Below are 16451 nucleotides of genomic sequence, written 5' to 3' on the forward strand. Positions count from 1 at the left end.
GTCAATTGCTTGATTCCATTGCTCACTAAAATCGTCCATCTGTTCCGCATCGTTATTACTTTCGCGGTTAGCCTGGTCGGGTTGGATGCCTGTCTGAATATACTCCGCAGGAGTTGGGGTAATCTGTCGAGCATCTATGAGTATTATTAAACTATACAAACGATATCAGGATAAATGGTGGGCGCTACCGCTCATCCTGCCTACGCTGCTGTTGCCGCTGGCGCGCGCCGCGAATACATTTGCAAATCTTAACGGTCATACCGTCTTCCTGTATTACCTTCCACTGGCGCTAGTATTAAGCCTGATGCTTTTTTTTGGCTGGGCGGCGCTGCCGGGCATCGTTATCGGTTTGCTGCTGACCATTACGCGCGGCATGACCTTTGAGCAAGCCATCGGTGTGTTATTTCATTTTTTGATCCCCGCGGTGTTGTGCTGGGGCGGGTATCGTATTTTCGTTCCGCGCCGTCAGCAGATTTCCCACGGCAATGTTGCCCTGATGCCGTATCGGTTGTTCTGGCAAATGCTGCTGCCTTCGGTGATTTTTCTCATTATTTCTCAACTTGCTGAGTATCTTGGCCTGCATCCGCGTGCGGCGGAACTGGTTGGGACGACGCCATTTAGTTTACGATCGTTAATCACTTTTCAGGCGCTGATGGTCGGTTGTCTGACCGGCGTGCCGCTGTGCTATTTTTTGCTTCGCGTTATTCGTAATCCGCTACACTTACGCGGCTTTATATCCCAGGTACGTTTACAAATCGACCAAAAAATAAAACCGCTGGAAATTATTGTCTGGGCAATAGTATTGTTAATAATACTGGCTTTATTATTCATGCCGTTAAATGCCAACAGCACGATATTTAGCACAAATTATACACTTTCATTACTTATGCCGGTCATGCTATGGGGAGCGATGCGTTTCGGTTATCGTTTTATTTCCCTGGTGTGGCCGCCGATATTAATTCTGGTTATCCATTTTCATTACAGCTATCTGCCATTTTCCCCGATCTACAATAACCAGCTGGCGATTACCTCCTCCAGCTACCTGGTTTTCTCCTTTATTATCGCTTATATGGCGATGCTGGCGACGCAGCAGCGGATGATCCACCGTCGGGTTCGTAGGATGGCCTTTCTCGACCCGGTCGTTCATATGCCAAATTTACGGGCCCTGAGCCGAGCGCTAAACCACTCGACCTGGTCGGTACTATGCTTTTTACGCATGCCGGAGCTGGAGTTGCTTGGTCGGCACTATGGCGTGATGCTACGCATTCAGTATAAGCAGCAGCTGTCGGAATACTTAAGTCACATGCTGCAGCCGAATGAAATGGTCTATCACCTTTCGGGCCATGATCTGGTGGTACGCCTGAATAGCGACGATCATCAAAAACGCATCGTGATGCTGGATGAGCGGATTAAGCAGTTCCGTTTCATCTGGGATGGTATTCCGCTGCAGCCGCCCGTCGGGATCAGCTATTGCAACGTGCGCTCTCCGGTCAAGCATCTGTATTTACTGCTCGGCGAACTGAATAATATTGCCGATATGTCGTTAACCAGCGGCCACCCGGAAAACGTGCAGCGCCGCGGCGCCGTTCACGTCCAGCAGGGATTAAAAGAACGCGTGTCCATGATGAACCAGATCCTGCAGGCGCTGGAGCAGAATCGCTTTCGGCTGATGGCGCAGCCCATTATCGGCATGCGTGGCGATAGCTATCATGAAGTCCTGTTGCGTATGGTGGGCGAGCAGGGCGAACTGGTTGCGCCGGATAATTTTTTGCCCGCGGCGCACGAATTTGGCCTGGCTTCGCGCATCGACAGCTGGGTTATCGACAATACGCTGGCTTTTATGAACGATAATCGACATACGCTGCCAGGCATGCGTCTGGCCATCAATCTGTCGCCAGTCTCGGTCAGCCGCAGCCGGTTCCCGGACGAAGTCGAGGAAATGTTGCATCATTATAATATCGAGCCGTGGCAGCTTATTTTTGAACTGACGGAAAATCACTCGCTCAGTAATCCGGAGCAGGCGCAACAAACGCTCGCGCGGTTGCAGGAGTTGGGATGCCGGGTGGCGATTGATGATTTCGGGACCGGCTATGCCAGCTATGCGCGGCTGAAAACGCTCAACGTCGACATGCTGAAAATTGATGGGAGCTTTATCCGTAATCTGGTGACCAGTAGCCTGGATTATCAGGTTGTGGCGTCGATTTGCCGGTTGGCGCAAATCAAAAATATGCAGGTAGTGGCGGAGTATGTGGAATCGCCGGAGATCCGCCAGGCGGTGATTTCGCTGGGGATTGATTATATGCAGGGCTATGACATTGGTATGCCGGTTCCGATAGAACAGTTGGCCTGTGCAGCTGAAGTCGCATAAAAAACGGCCGGGCGTATGACCCGGCCGTTTTAGTCAAAGATGTCAGCTTTACGCTTCTTCTTCAGTAATTTTCAGCAGCCATTCCGGCACGCCTTCCCAATACTGTTGCTCTTTTTCCAGATCCAGCAGTACCAATGCGTTCTGGCTAAACCAGTCGTACGGGAAAATTAAGGTCCAGTGGTTGGCTTCCGTCTTCAATGTCAGTTTTGGCGGCGTCGTCGTCGCCTGACGCTGATTGTTCAGTAACACGCCCAGACGCAGCAGTTGGATAAGCGGCAGGAACTGTTTTTTCTTGAACAAGGTAAAACGCGGCAAATCATCCAGCTTGATAGCCTTGCGATGATAGCGCACCAGCGTGGCCATCAGCATCTGCTGCTCCTGATTAAAGCCCGGCAAGTCGCTATTTTGCAGGATATAGGCGGAGTGGCGATGCATGCCGCTGTGGTTAATGTTCAGCCCCACTTCATGTAGCATTACCGCCCACTTCAGCAGGGCAGACAGATGCGGATTCGCCAGTTTCGGGTTTTGTTCCTGCCACTGTTCCAGCATCTGAGTGGTGGTCTCCAGTACCCGGCGGGCCTGTTCGCGATCGATATTGTACTGGTTCGCCAGGCTTTGGGCCGTTCGGCTGCGAATATCCTGGTGGCGGAAGCGGCCTTCCATCTCGTACAACACGCCTTCGCGCAGGGCGCCGTCGGACAGGCGCAGCTCTTTGATCGCCAGCGCGTCGAATACCCCGCACAAAATCGCCAGGCCCGGAGCGAATACCGCTTTGCGGTCTTCCGACAATCCCGGCAGGCTTAATGAATCGAAGTTTTTATTCTTCAGCAGCTCACTAACCAGTATTTCCAGGCGATCAGGCGTAATAAATCCGTCTTTTTCCCCCATGGCGATCAGCACTTCATGCGCGGCTTTGATGGAGCCAGAGGCGCCCAGCGCCACGTTCCATCCCTGAATACGGAACTGCCATGCCAGCGTTTCCAGCTTCTGCACCGCCGCCAGGCGCGCGCGCTGGAAGTTTTCTTTATTGATAACGCCGCCGGGGAAATAGGCCTGGGAGAAGCTTACGCAGCCCATGCGTCGGCTTTCCACCAGGCGGGGTTCGAAATCTTCGCCGATCACGAGCTCAGTCGAGCCGCCGCCGATGTCGATAACCAGCTTACGACCGCGCTCCGGTTGCGTATGCTCAACGCCCATAAAAATCAGACGCGCTTCTTCGTTACCGGAGATTATCTCTATGGGATAAGGAATAACTTTTTCCGCTCGTTTGAGAAAATCCGCCGCGTTGGCCGCCTGGCGCAGGGTATGCGTCCCGACGATACAAACGCTGGAAGGGGAGAACCCTTGCAGACGTTCAGCAAACAGCGACAGGCAGTTCAGTCCGCGAGTAATCGCTTCTTCGCTCAACACCGAGTTTTCATCCAGGCCATCGGCCAGGTGGACGCGTTGCTTCAGGCGACCGATGATCTGCATTGCCCCGTCGACGACACGGGCGATCACCATATGAAAACTGTTCGAACCAAGGTCGACCGCAGCGAACTCCTGCGGCCGAGGGGTTTTTTCGTTTATTGGCATAGGTTAATCGGGTTGTTCGAGTGATTTGAGATAATCGTAAATCGCCATCTGTGCGCGTACTTTGCGACGATTGCCGCGCGGCACGTAGCGATTACTCAGTTCTTTATCAAGATAGCGCGCTTTTACGGTATCGTTGAACAGGATATCGAGAATATCCAGTACGCGTTGCTTCAGACGCGGGTCCAGCAGCGGTACGGCGACTTCGATACGATAGTCGATATTGCGCGTCATCCAGTCGGCGGAGGATAACCACACCTGTTTATCACCGCCGTTTTCAAAACAATAGACCCTGTCGTGCTCAAGGAAACGGTCAACGATACTAATAACGCGAATATTTTCGCTTATTCCCTCAAGACCGGGGATCAGCGAGCACATGCCGCGGATAAGCAGGTTCACCGGCACGCCGGTGCTGGAGGCGGCGTAGAGTCTGTCCACCAGCCCTTTATCGACCAGGTTATTTAATTTAAGCGTAATTCCGGACGGTTGCCCATTCTGCGCATTGGCGATTTCGCGGTCGATCATTTCATACAGCAGACGACGCGAGTTCTGCGGCGACACCAGCAGGTAGTCGAAGCTAACTGGCCGGTAAGGGTTTTCGATAAAGTTAAATACGCGACGAACTTCATTGGTGATGCGCGCGTCGGCGGTGAGAAGTGAATAGTCGGTGTAGATACGAGCGGTTTTCTCGTTGAAGTTGCCGGTGCCGATATGCGCATAACGCACTACCTCATCGCCTTCTTTACGCGAAATGAGGAAGAGTTTGGCGTGGATCTTCAGCCCCGGCGCCGAGAAGATAACGTGTACGCCGGCTTCTGTCAGACGTTTGGCCCAGTGAATATTGGCCTCTTCGTCGAAGCGAGCCTGCAGTTCAACCACCACGGTCACTTTTTTACCGTTGTGGGCGGCGTGGATCATCGAATCGATAATCCGTGAATCCTTAGCGACGCGGTAGATATTGATTTTGATCGCCAACACGCTCGGGTCGAACGAGGCCTGACGCAGCAGTTCAAGCACGTGCTCGAAGGTATGATATGGGTAGTAGAGCAGTACGTCGCGTTCGCGAATGGCGTCAAAGCCGTTGCGGAATTTATCGAACCACAGATGGCGCAGGCGCGGCATCGGTTTGTTGACCAGATTGGCCTTGCCAACATTCGGGAAACCGATAAAGTCTTTAAAGTTGTGATAACGCCCGCCCGGCAGCATTGAATCGTAGTTGGAGATGGAGAGCTTATCGCGCAGCATTTCAACCATCGCGTCCGGCATATCGCGCTGGTAGACAAAACGTACCGGCTCGGCGGTTAAGCGCTGCTTCAGGCTGGAGGACATCAGCTCCATCAGGCTCGATTCCATTTCGTGTACCAGATCGTACTCGGCATCGCGGGTCATTTTCATCGAATATGCATTCAGGGCATCGTAGTCAAAGAAGCCCTTAAAGATATCATCCAGGCAGTAACGCAGAATGTTATCCAGCAGAATCATTGGCTTGCGGCGTCGCGGCGTTTCCGGCGGCAGGTTCACAAAGCGCGGCACCTTATCAGATGGAATCTCCAGCAGCGCATAATTAATGGTGTCGCCGCGGATAATCTCCACCGCCAGATAGGTGTAATCATCTTTCAGGAATTGAACCAGGTCCGTCTCGCGGTTGATCAGAATCGGCGAAATATGCTGGCGAAGATACTGTTTGAAGTAGTTGCGCAGCCAGGACTGCTGGTTAACGGACAGCTGGCGTTCGTTAATCAGGAAGATCTGATTACGCGCCATTTCCAGCAGCAGTTCATTGTAAAGACCATCAAATTCCTGATCGGCCTTTAGCACGCGGGCCTGGATTTTGCCTAACAGATGACGTGAATGGGCGGTACTACCTTGTTCTTCACTGATAAGAATGCGTCGCTTAAGTTCGGCGAAGCGCACTTTGTAAAACTCATCAAGGTTGTTGGAGTAAATTCCTAAGAAGCGCATGCGCTCGATAAGCGGGTTGCTCTTGTCCGCCGCTTCCTGAAGTACGCGCTCGTTAAAGGACAACCAGCTGAGTTCTTTTTCGATGTATAGCTTTTCCTGGCCCATTACAACTCACACTCCGGATCATTGACGTCGCTTTTTCATTATGGCGAGCTTTGCCATTGAATGTCCAACTATGTCAAAGCAATATGACAGTTTTCTTTCAATCAGATGTCAGGAAAAAGCGGACGCGTTTGTTTGCTTACGTTATGTTCAGTCAGGGGCGAAATGGAGGGCGAAACGATGTGGGAAACGCGGGCGCTGGAGCTTAACAACCAGGATATCTGGCACTGGCCGTCGGCCTGCCGGTTGATTGAATACGCACTTGAGCATGATTTTAATACCGTGGTGGTGGGGCAGGCCGAGCTATTTGGCAAGCTGGTTTCGCCACAGGGGTATACGCCTTTTGACTATAACGACCGGTTGTCGAGCCAACAACGAGCGCGCTGTATCTATCTCAATCGCCTGGCGTTACGCTGCCGTGAACAGGGGTTGCGATTTTATCTGCAGGCGAAAGAACTTAGCTTTCCAACCGAACTGTTATTAGCGCATCCGGAACTGCTGGATACCCCGCGAGGGGTGCGTTTCGATGTCGATTTCTGGAGCCGCTGGTTAACTGACAAAATCCGCGCCGTGTGCCAAAGCGTGCCAGCGCTCACCGGTTTGATTATCGCGCTCTCCAGTACCGACGGCTTATTACCAATCTCTCACCCGCAGTGGGCCAGACAACACGACGATCCCCGCCAGCCCGCGCATAGCTTGATGCTGTATCGCCGCTGCTTTAATGCCCTGAGTCAGGCGGTAGCCGCGCAAAATAAACATCTGGTACTGCGCGTTTTCCCGGCCAGCAATGACGATCTTAGCGCCGTGCTGGATGCGATTGAACCGCTGCCGCCTGCGGTTTCGGTATCGATAAAACTCACGCCGGAACGTTTCTGGCCTGCTTTCCCTAATAATCCGGCGCTGTTGGCGGTGCAGATGCGAGATGTATGGATCGATATCGATCTTGCCGGCGAGGAAGTGGGATGGGGAGTCATGCCGTTTTTACGTATTGATGAACTACAGGGGCGACTGTTGTGGTGCCAGAGCCGCAATCCGCGCATTACCGGCGCTATCTGTAAAACCAGCTGGGAAAGCATCGATAATCACTGGATCCCTGCGACGTTAAGCGAATGTAACCTCTTCGCCTGCAGCCAATTGCTGGGCGAAGGGGCGGCAAAAAATCAGCAGCAGTTACTGGTGCAATGGCTGGCGCAGCGTTACGGCTGGTGTCCGCCAGCCGATGTCGCGCAGCAGTTCCAGTCGCTGCTTGAGCAGGCGACGCAGACGCTCTATCAGTCAATATATGTGCGAGACCATGTGTTCCATCGCCATAGCCAATTGCCTGAAAGCTACGGCCAGGCGGTGTGGAGCCTTTACGGACAACTGGCGCGCAGTCACTGGTTACCCGGTTCGGCGCACGATATCCACTTCAAGCGTGACGATCCGCAGAAATCGATGGCGAATCTCACGCAAATCGCGCAAGAAAAAGATGACGTCGCAGCCAGCGCACAGCAGTTGGGGAAAGCGGCGCAAGCGTTCGCTCTCACGGCGGATTTTCCCGCCGCGCTGGCGCTTCGGTGGCGTGAAGAGTGGCAGGGACTGGCGCTTTATTGCCAGACATTTACCCACGCGCAAAAGGCCTTCTTTACCCTGCACTTCGCCCGAGAGGTGGAAAACAGCTGGAGCATGCGGGAAATTTGTCATATCAACGTACAGGCGCTGTATCGCTGCGCATCGGAAATGGAAACGCTTTGTCAGCAGACAGGAGAGGCCTCGCCGGCGTTTTACGTGATGTTCGATCCCGTACGAGCACGTAATCTGGCTGATAGCCTGAGCACCGAACTGACGGCGCTCAGATAGCCGTATTAAAGCGTGCGGCGTAGCGCTTCAACCAGACACAGTATCGCCATTGCCTGGCCGTAGGGCATGGCGGTCAGGGGAATGTTACGATAGTGGTCGAGGTCGTGGCCCATCGCCGTGCCAAACGACACCTGCGTTAGCTCTCCTTGCGGCGAGATATGTTCGATTATACCCCGGCAGGCCCGCTCGGCGACCGGCAGAAACGCGTCGTCGAGGTAGCCGAGGCGCACCGCCTTGAAAATACCCGCGGCAAACCCCGCCGTCGCAGAGGCTTCCAGATAACTATCCGGGTCGTTGAGCAGCGTCGGCCATAGGCCGTTTTCGGCCTGGCAGCGGGCAAGGGCGCTGACCTGAATCTGCAGAGTATTTTGCAACTGGCGGTAAAAGGCGTCATGTTCGTCGAGCTCAAGCATCTCCAGCAGTTCCGGTATCGCCAGCGTTATCCAGCTATTGCCGCGGGCCCACAGCGCGCCAGCGAAATGGTGTCTGCCGTCGAAATGCCAGCCGTGAAACCACAGGCCGCTTTGGCGGTCGCTTAAATAGTGCAGGTGCTGCAAAAACTGAAATTTCGCCTCTTCTACCCAGCGCGATTTAGCAAACATTTTGCCGAGCATCGCCAGCGGCAGCACCGCCATCATTAGCGTATCGTCCCAGATTTGTTGATGATGGGGAGCCTCATAGGTGACGTGCTGCAGGCAGCCTTCATCGGTACGCGGCATCTGGCGATATATAGCGTCTCCCCAGCTTTCCAGATAGGCGCGCCAGTCGCTGCGCGGCGTCTGTTGATAGCGCAGCGCCAGGGTTAAAAACGGACAAGCGGTATTGATGTTTTTTTCCGGCGTGCCCTCGGCGAAACGGGCGCTAAACCAGCCGTCGATAAGTTCACCAGCCCGAAGCGATCCTGTTAGTTGCTGGTAGCGAAACAGGCCAAACAGGGCGATGCCATGCGTCCACTCCCAGCCGTCCCAACCTTTGGTATCAACCACTCGGCCATCCGCCAGCCGCTGTAAATACTCGCCGCTATCATCGGTAATCGTGGTTAAGTTGCCGATTAGCGCTTCGATGAGTGACTGTAATTCAGGACGGTTGTTTTTCTGCGACATAGTGATTTCCTTGAGTAGAAACGGCGGCGTGTTGCCAGCGATCGTTGCGATGAGGATGGCCGGTCAGTAGCTCGATGGTTTCGCGGGTCTGCGGGCTGGCATCCTGTGGATGACCACCGGCGCGCAGTCGCTCCAGTTCGCTAATCAGGATTTGATGTCGCGGCTGGCTCAAGCGAAAACGAAAAGCGCCATACATCGCCAGTAAGGCCAGCAGGCCGGGGCCAACGAGGAATACCCACCAGATACCATTCAGCGCGGCGGTATTCTGCGTTTCGGCGCCTTTGGTGAATCCAAAGGTTTCCAGCGCCAGGCCGACGATAAACAGCGCCAGCGCCTGGGAGAATTTGCGCGTCAGCATCATCACCCCCGCGTAGATCCCTTCGCGGCGCACGCCGGTGTAGGCTTCATCGATATCGGGCAGGAAATTGTAGACATTCCATGGGATGAGATAGGTGCCGCCGCGGGCGATGCCCATCACGATTGCGCCGCCGAGCAGCAGCCAGGAAAGATGGCTGAAAGAAGCGGTCAGTTGGCTGAACCACAGTAGCGCGCAGAGGATCAGCGCGATGGCGACCTTATAGGCGTTGCCGTTGCCGACGCGGATGCAAAGCCAGGTAAATAAAGGGATCGCGAAGAATTGAAACAGCGTCATCAGACTCATGGCCTGCGAAGCCAGCGAGGTGCCGACACGTAGCACGTAGGTCATATAGTGCATAAACAGCGAGCCGAAAATATCCAGCGCCACCGCGCCGCCAACGTACATCATGATATGAATACGGAAGGTCCGCAGACGGAAGGTCGAGGCCATTTCCCTATACAGCGAACGCAGCGTTTTTCCTAAACCTTGCTCCGTCTGCGGCGGCGGGAGGTTGTCGCGCTCCCAGGTACCGCGCCAGACGAAGATCCACGGCAAGGCAAAAAGCAGGGCGAAGATAATGCCGATATAGAGAAACGCCTGCGATTTATCGGCGACGTGGGCCATGATTTGTCCTGGGATTAACGCCGCGAGAAAGGCTGTCGCCTGAGCAAATAGCATTCGTGCCCCGGACATTTTCGAGCGCAAATCATAGCGCGCGGTCATCTCTGCAGGCAGGGTATCGTAAGGCACCATCAGCAGGGTGAAGACGGTGCTGAATAGTAGATAGGTACCGAGGTACCAGGCGTAGCCAAAACCACTTATCCACATCAGAGCGAAACAGAGCGATAGCGGCGCGCCGACAATAAAGAAGATCCGTCGCCGTCCCCAACGGGTGCGAATGTTGTCGGTAATGTAGCCCATTACCGGGTCGGTGATGCCGTCCCAAATCTTGGCGATGGCGAAAATAGAGGCCGCGGCGGCGGGCGAGAGCCCGGCGACTTCAATATAAAAGTAGAGCAGCCACAGGCCGGTGATGGTCATCGCGCCGCTGCCGAAAATATCGCCCATCCCCCAGCAGAGGATATTGCGGGTTTTGACTTCTCGTTGCGGGGTTACTGTCCTCGTCATGCGCGTATCTCTTTTATCAGGGATGAGAGGTTGCACAGTAAAAGAGGGAGATGGGGGCGAAAATCCCGATAGACGGTTTTTCGTACCGTTCTGCGAGCAGCATGCCAAATGGCGACAAAATGAAATAAACCCCGCGATGCGCCTCACGTTTTCTGTGGTTGAATCAGGCCTTAAATGTGATGCGGACCCTTTTTTCATTTTTGTCAGGGGTAAAGTTTGCGGGTGTTATCACGTTTTGCCCCTGGTCGTGACGGCGATTGTGAAAGGGTACGCAGATATTTCCGCGATATCGCTTTCGACCCTACGCTGAGAGTGAGAGAGATGGTGAGATAGCCTCCACGTTGATTTTCCAGGACATGCTATGAACATTTATCTTTCGCAGCGCCATCCCCATGCGGATGGCGTGACGCCTGATACCGAACTCTTTCAACAGGCGCTGGACGAACTGGCGCAGGCGGGCGGCGGCCGGTTGGTGGTTGATTGCGGCAGGTACGCGCTCGGCGGTTTACGGATAGGCTCGAACACCTGTCTGTGGCTGTCGCCGGGCGCCGAGCTTATCGTTAGCGAAAACTATGATGACTTTGCCCAGGCGACGGCGCTGAGCCGGGCGGAATCGTCAGATCGGGCCTTTCTGTATGCTGTGGATGCGCAGAATATTACCATCTGCGGCGGCGGTGAGATTTACGGCAGCGCTGACGGCTGGTTTTCCCGTCGCGTTGATGCCATGGGTTACCGCACGCCAGCCACGGCGCGCCCGAGGATCATTTTGCTGGAAAATTGCCTTCGCGTCCGGCTGGAAAACATCACCGTACGACATGCCCCGATGTGGACAATTCACCTGGTCTCCTGCATGGGCGTGGTGGTTGACGGTGTCACCGTTGACAATGATTTGACGATGGCTAATACCGATGCGCTGGATATCGACAGCTGCCAGCAGGTACATATCGCCAATAGCTATTTCAGCGCGGCGGATGATGCCATCTGTCTGAAGACCACCGATAAACCTGAGCGCATCCAGCGACCGTTGCGTCAGGTAACCATTGTTAACTGCACGCTGCGCTCGAAAAGCTGCGCCTTTAAAATCGGTACTGAAACCTGGCAGGATATTGAGGATGTGCTGGTGAGTAACTGCACTATCTTTGACTCCAATCGCGGCATCGGCCTGATATCCCGCGACGGCGGGCGGCTACGGCGGATGATTTTTAGCAGCATTGCTTTTGATTGCGTGAGCGCGCCGGCCTGTCACTGGGGCGAGGCGGACCCTGTTTTCCTTTCCGCGCGCCGCCGCGATCCGGCGATTGAACCCGGCGAAATCTCGCAGATCCAGTTCCGCGGGCTGGTTGGCGAGTGCGAAGGCGCGATAAACCTACATAGTGAAATGCCAGGCCAGATCCGGCGTATTCTGTTTGACGGCGTGCAGCTAACCCAGAAGCTGAACCTGGCAGCGGAGCAGGGGCTTTATGATATCCGCCCGCCGTGCAATCCGATGTCGCCGACCGGGATGGGGATTGATAACGCCTGGTGTTTGAATCCGCAAAGCGGCCGCGTTTGGGGTGTTGAGCCTTATCCCGGCGGTTTGCCGGTACTGTATGCTAACGGCGTCGCGGGTCTGACACTGCGCGAGTTTGATTATCAGCGCCCGACACCCTTACCGGCAGCCTGGAACCCTAACGCGCTGTGTCTGGAAAACGGCGATAATTAGCGAGGAAATAAGAGAGGAAGGTGCCCCGGCGAATGCTCCGGGGCAGGTCGAACTTATTCTTCGGCGGCATAGCCCTGCGGCGGCAGCTTGCGATTATCCAGCCACGCAGAGTTAGCTTCCATACGCAGGCGGCCATCAACAAACCAGCTCACCACCAGCGGGTAGATGTCGTGCTCCTGCGCCTGTACGCGGGCGGTAACGTCATCTTCGCTGTCTTCCGGAAATACCGGCACCCGAGCCTGTAAAATCACCGGCCCGCCGTCGAGTTCGTCGGTGACGAAATGTACCGAGGTGCCATGTTCCTCATCACCGTTTTCCAGCGCCTGGCGATGAGTATGCAGCCCCGGATATTTCGGCAGCAGAGAAGGATGGATATTCAGCAAGCGCCCCTGATAGTGGCCAACAAAGGCCGGACTAAGGATACGCATGTAGCCCGCCAGCACCACCAGATCGGGTTGGAAGACATCGATTTGCTGCATCAGCTCGCGGTCGAAGGCTTCGCGGCTATCAAACGCTTTCGGCGAGAGCGCAAAGGCTGGAATACCGGCCTCGCGGGCGCGCTCAAGGCCGAATGCTTCGGCCTTATTGCTGAATACCGCACGCAGGGTGCCGTTGATTTGCTTCCGGGCGCAGGCATCAATAATCGCCTGTAAATTACTGCCGTTACCGGAAATCAGCACCACAATGTTTTTCATTCAATGACCACGCGTTGTTCGGCATCGGATGCCTTGATGTAACCGATTTTCCAGGCGTTTTCACCCTGCTCGTTCAGCAGGGCGATGGCTTTATCCGCCTCGGCTGCCGGCAGAGCGACCAGCATGCCGACGCCGCAGTTAAAGGTGCGGTACATTTCGTGGCTGCTGACATTACCGGCGGTTTGCAGCCAGTTGAAGACTTCCGGCCACTGCCAGGAGGACTCGTCAATCACCGCCTGGGTGTTGTCCGGCAGTACGCGCGGGATATTTTCCCAGAAGCCGCCGCCGGTCAGGTGAGCGATAGCATGGACGTCGACGTTGGCAATTAGATTCAGAATCGATTTGACATAAATGCGGGTCGGCGCCAGCAGATGGTCGGCCAGCGGTTTGCCGTTGAGGTCGGTGGTTTGTGGGTCAACGCCGCTGACTTCGATAATCTTACGCACCAGCGAGTAGCCGTTAGAGTGCGGGCCGCTGGAGGCAAGCGCGACCAGGACGTCGCCGTCAGCCACTTTGCTGCCGTCGATGATTTCTGATTTTTCTACCACGCCGACGCAGAAACCGGCCACGTCGTAATCTTCACCGTGGTACATACCCGGCATTTCCGCCGTTTCGCCGCCAACCAGCGCGCAGCCGGACTGTAAGCAGCCTTCGGCGATGCCGCTTATCACGCTTGCCGCGGTATCTACGTCCAGTTTACCGGTCGCGTAGTAGTCGAGGAAAAACAGCGGCTCGGCGCCCTGAACTACGAGGTCATTGACGCACATGGCGACCAGATCGATACCGATAGTGTCGTGACGTTTAAGGTCCATCGCCAGACGCAGCTTGGTGCCGACGCCGTCGGTACCGGAGACCAGTACCGGTTCGCGGTATTTCTGCGGCAGAGCGCACAGCGCGCCGAATCCGCCCAGTCCGCCCATCACTTCCGGGCGACGGGTTTTCTTCACCACGCCCTTAATACGGTCGACGAGAGCGTTGCCTGCATCAATATCCACGCCGGCATCTTTATAGCTGAGAGAGGTTTTATCGGTCACTGCGAAGTCTCCACGCGTTTGCGGTAGCAAGAAAAATCGGCGCAATTCTAACAGGGAAAGCAAACGTTTGCGAGCCTGCTTTACACTCGATTTAAAACGGCTTAGAGATGAGCAAATTTGATACTGTTCACGAAAATGAAACCGGGTACAGTCTTCTGCTTGCCTCGCCTTTAATGAATGATCATTATGCCAATGAAACCGGTTTCTGTTTGGTGAAAAGCGCATAACGATCGTCTATAGGGAGAGTATATGTCCGGATTCAAAGAAGGTTTTCTGTGGGGCGGCGCGGTTGCGGCGCATCAGCTTGAGGGCGGCTGGCAAGAAGGAGGGAAGGGGATTAGCGTCGCTGACGTGATGACCGCAGGCGCCCATGGGGTGCCGCGAACGATCACCGACGGCGTACTGCCCGGCCATAACTATCCCAACCATGAGGCGATTGATTTTTATCATCGTTATAAAGAAGACGTGGCGCTGTTTGCCGAACTGGGATTTAAGTGTTTCCGTACTTCAATTGCCTGGACGCGCATTTTTCCGCTGGGCGATGAGCTGGAGCCCAATGAGGCGGGCCTGCAATTCTATGACGATCTGTTCGACGAGTGCCTGAAATATGGTATTGAACCGGTGATCACGCTCTCCCATTTTGAGATGCCTTACCACCTGGTGACTGAATATGGCGGCTGGCGCAACCGTAAACTCATTGATTTCTTCGTCCGCTTTGCGAAGGTGGTGTTTACCCATTATCAGCACAAAGTGAAGTACTGGATGACCTTTAACGAGATCAACAACCAGGCCAACTTCCATGAAGATTTCGCCCCCTTTACCAACTCCGGCCTGAAGTATCAGCCCGGAGAAGACCGTGAGCCGGTGATGTTTCAGGCCGCCCATTATGAACTGGTGGCCAGCGCGCTGGCGGTGAAGGCGGCACGCGAGATTAATTCGGACCTGCAGATTGGCTGTATGATCGCGATGTGTCCTATCTATCCGCTCACCTGCGCGCCGGACGACATCATGATGGCGATGAACGCTATGCATCGTCGTTACTGGTTTACCGATGTGCACGTGCGTGGCCGCTATCCGCAGCATCTGCTCAACTACTTCGCGCGCCGTGGTTTTACGCTGGATATCACCGATGCCGATCGCCTGGCGTTAAAAGAGGGCTGCGTCGACTATATTGGCTTTAGCTACTATATGTCCTTCGCCACCAAAGCGACTGACGATAATCCGCATCTGGATTACGACGAAAGCACCAGCCTGGTCTCCAATCCCTACGTCAAGAAATCGGATTGGGGCTGGCAGATTGACCCGGTTGGCCTGCGCTACTCGCTCAACTGGTTCTGGGATCACTATCAGCTGCCGCTATTTATCGTTGAAAACGGCTTTGGCGCCATTGACGTGCGTGAAGCTGACGGCAGCGTGGATGACCAGTATCGTATCGAGTATCTCAGCGCCCATATTGCCGAAATGAAAAAAGCGGTGGTGGAAGATGGCGTCGATCTGATGGGGTATACCCCGTGGGGCTGTATCGATCTGGTCTCCGCCGGTACCGGCGAGATGAAAAAACGCTATGGATTTATCTTTGTCGATAAAGATAACGACGGTCGCGGCACGTTGGCCCGTAGCCGTAAAAAATCCTTTGCCTGGTATCAGCAGGTTATTGCCAGTAACGGCGAAAACCTGTAATCGCCAACAAGCATAGCCTTGTCAGAGATAAAAGCCGAAGGGGAACCTCCGGCTTTTTTTGTTTGTTTTATAATGTGTAACAATCCATAAATCACTTTGTTTGATATACGTCAAGCAAGATGGGTATGGCGCAATCCGCAAAAAGCGGTATAATCCCGCGATTTTTTTTGTGGCTGCCCCTCAGAGGAGAAAGAGAATGAAGATCGTGGAAGTGAAACATCCACTCGTCAAACACAAGCTGGGCCTGATGCGTGAGCATGACATCAGTACTAAACGCTTCCGTGAACTCGCCTCAGAGGTTGGTAGCTTACTGACCTACGAAGCAACCGCCGATCTCGCTACCGAGCGTGTCACTATCGAAGGCTGGAACGGTCCGGTCGAAGTTGAGCAGATCAAAGGTAAGAAAATTACCGTGGTGCCTATCCTGCGTGCCGGTCTGGGTATGATGGAAGGCGTGCTGGAGCACGTGCCGAGCGCGCGTATCAGCGTTGTTGGTATCTACCGTGATGAAGAAACGCTGGAGCCGGTTCCTTACTTCCAGAAGCTGGTTTCAAACATTGATGAGCGTATGGCGCTGGTGGTTGACCCGATGCTGGCAACCGGTGGTTCGATGATCGCGACCATCGACCTGCTGAAAAAAGCGGGCTGCTCGAGCATTAAGGTGCTGGTGCTGGTGGCGGCGCCGGAAGGCATTGCCGCGCTGGAGAAAGCGCATCCTGACGTCGAACTGTACACCGCCTCCGTCGACCAGGGCCTCAACGAGCACGGATACATTATTCCGGGCCTCGGCGATGCCGGCGATAAGATTTTCGGTACCAAATAAATGATGAAGTGATAAAAAGCCGACTTTGAGAGTCGGCTTTTTTTTGAATAAATCACGCCCACAACAAATAACAAACGACTCTCAG

General features: G+C 54.5%; 11 protein-coding genes. 5 read left to right on the forward strand and 6 right to left on the reverse strand.

Features of this window, described 5'->3' with window-relative positions:
• The first annotated feature begins 136 nt into the window (after positions 1 to 136).
• Positions 137 to 2368 (forward strand): EAL domain-containing protein, encoded by a 2232-nt coding sequence (locus tag ABLV17_RS11860; protein WP_113374482.1) that lies wholly within the window; start codon positions 137 to 139, stop codon positions 2366 to 2368.
• Positions 2369 to 2416: 48 nt separating this feature from the next.
• Here the strand turns inward: ABLV17_RS11860 and ppx are convergent, their stop codons facing one another.
• Complete coding sequence (gene ppx / locus ABLV17_RS11865) at positions 2417 to 3943, reverse strand: exopolyphosphatase (protein WP_348854288.1); 1527 nt, start codon at positions 3941 to 3943, stop codon at positions 2417 to 2419.
• 3 nt (positions 3944 to 3946) lie between these two features.
• Positions 3947 to 6007 (reverse strand): polyphosphate kinase 1, encoded by a 2061-nt coding sequence (gene ppk1 / locus ABLV17_RS11870; RefSeq protein ID WP_047043447.1) that lies wholly within the window; start codon positions 6005 to 6007, stop codon positions 3947 to 3949.
• A gap of 177 nt (positions 6008 to 6184) precedes the next feature.
• Here ppk1 and ABLV17_RS11875 point away from each other — a divergent pair, with 177 nt between their 5' ends.
• Positions 6185 to 7843 carry a hypothetical protein gene (locus ABLV17_RS11875; protein ID WP_348854301.1) on the forward strand — a complete coding sequence of 553 codons (1659 nt, stop codon included), beginning with the start codon at positions 6185 to 6187 and terminating at the stop codon, positions 7841 to 7843.
• Positions 7844 to 7848: 5 nt separating this feature from the next.
• Here the strand turns inward: ABLV17_RS11875 and ABLV17_RS11880 are convergent, their stop codons facing one another.
• Positions 7849 to 8946: a glycoside hydrolase family 88 protein gene (locus ABLV17_RS11880; RefSeq protein ID WP_348854289.1), complete on the reverse strand. Its 1098-nt coding sequence runs from the start codon at positions 8944 to 8946 to the stop codon at positions 7849 to 7851.
• Entirely contained in the window at positions 8921 to 10372 is a 1452-nt protein-coding gene (locus ABLV17_RS11885) for an MFS transporter (protein ID WP_348854302.1), read from the reverse strand. Before ABLV17_RS11885 ends, ABLV17_RS11880 begins: the two co-directional genes overlap by 26 nt.
• 421 nt (positions 10373 to 10793) lie before the next feature.
• On the opposite strand from ABLV17_RS11885, the gene ABLV17_RS11890 reads away from it, so the two are divergent.
• The gene (locus ABLV17_RS11890; RefSeq protein WP_348854290.1) at positions 10794 to 12134 is read left to right on the forward strand and encodes a glycosyl hydrolase family 28 protein; all 1341 of its coding nucleotides are present in this window, start codon (positions 10794 to 10796) and stop codon (positions 12132 to 12134) included.
• Positions 12135 to 12187: 53 nt separating this feature from the next.
• Here ABLV17_RS11890 and purN read toward each other — a convergent pair whose 3' ends face one another.
• Positions 12188 to 12829 (reverse strand): phosphoribosylglycinamide formyltransferase, encoded by a 642-nt coding sequence (purN, locus tag ABLV17_RS11895; protein WP_015370398.1) that lies wholly within the window; start codon positions 12827 to 12829, stop codon positions 12188 to 12190.
• Positions 12826 to 13863 carry a phosphoribosylformylglycinamidine cyclo-ligase gene (purM, locus tag ABLV17_RS11900; protein ID WP_020078194.1) on the reverse strand — a complete coding sequence of 346 codons (1038 nt, stop codon included), beginning with the start codon at positions 13861 to 13863 and terminating at the stop codon, positions 12826 to 12828. Before purM ends, purN begins: the two co-directional genes overlap by 4 nt.
• A gap of 249 nt (positions 13864 to 14112) precedes the next feature.
• On the opposite strand from purM, the gene ABLV17_RS11905 reads away from it, so the two are divergent.
• Together ABLV17_RS11905 and upp are read left to right on the forward strand one after the other, a co-directional pair.
• Positions 14113 to 15543, forward strand: a complete 1431-nt coding sequence (locus ABLV17_RS11905) for a 6-phospho-beta-glucosidase (RefSeq protein WP_348854291.1) — start codon at positions 14113 to 14115, stop codon at positions 15541 to 15543.
• A gap of 196 nt (positions 15544 to 15739) precedes the next feature.
• A complete protein-coding gene (upp, locus tag ABLV17_RS11910) occupies positions 15740 to 16366 on the forward strand; it encodes a uracil phosphoribosyltransferase (RefSeq protein WP_015370402.1) in 627 nt (208 codons plus the stop codon).
• The last annotated feature ends 85 nt before the right edge of the window (positions 16367 to 16451 follow it).

The organism is Klebsiella sp. CN_Kp091 (genome assembly GCF_040065095.1).
In the GTDB taxonomy this organism is placed as follows: Bacteria; Pseudomonadota; Gammaproteobacteria; order Enterobacterales; family Enterobacteriaceae; genus Klebsiella; species Klebsiella aerogenes.

What these genes read in the sequence shown, in the direction of transcription:
- ABLV17_RS11860 (WP_113374482.1), top strand. Translation starts at nt 137, where the DNA reads ATGAGTATTATTAAACTATACAAACGATATCAGGATAAATGGTGGGCG.
- ppx (WP_348854288.1), bottom strand. Translation starts at nt 3,943, where the DNA reads ATGCCAATAAACGAAAAAACCCCTCGGCCGCAGGAGTTCGCTGCGGTC.
- ppk1 (WP_047043447.1), bottom strand. Translation starts at nt 6,007, where the DNA reads ATGGGCCAGGAAAAGCTATACATCGAAAAAGAACTCAGCTGGTTGTCC.
- ABLV17_RS11875 (WP_348854301.1), top strand. Translation starts at nt 6,185, where the DNA reads ATGTGGGAAACGCGGGCGCTGGAGCTTAACAACCAGGATATCTGGCAC.
- ABLV17_RS11880 (WP_348854289.1), bottom strand. Translation starts at nt 8,946, where the DNA reads ATGTCGCAGAAAAACAACCGTCCTGAATTACAGTCACTCATCGAAGCG.
- ABLV17_RS11885 (WP_348854302.1), bottom strand. Translation starts at nt 10,372, where the DNA reads ATGGGCGATATTTTCGGCAGCGGCGCGATGACCATCACCGGCCTGTGG.
- ABLV17_RS11890 (WP_348854290.1), top strand. Translation starts at nt 10,794, where the DNA reads ATGAACATTTATCTTTCGCAGCGCCATCCCCATGCGGATGGCGTGACG.
- purN (WP_015370398.1), bottom strand. Translation starts at nt 12,829, where the DNA reads ATGAAAAACATTGTGGTGCTGATTTCCGGTAACGGCAGTAATTTACAG.
- ABLV17_RS11905 (WP_348854291.1), top strand. Translation starts at nt 14,113, where the DNA reads ATGTCCGGATTCAAAGAAGGTTTTCTGTGGGGCGGCGCGGTTGCGGCG.
- upp (WP_015370402.1), top strand. Translation starts at nt 15,740, where the DNA reads ATGAAGATCGTGGAAGTGAAACATCCACTCGTCAAACACAAGCTGGGC.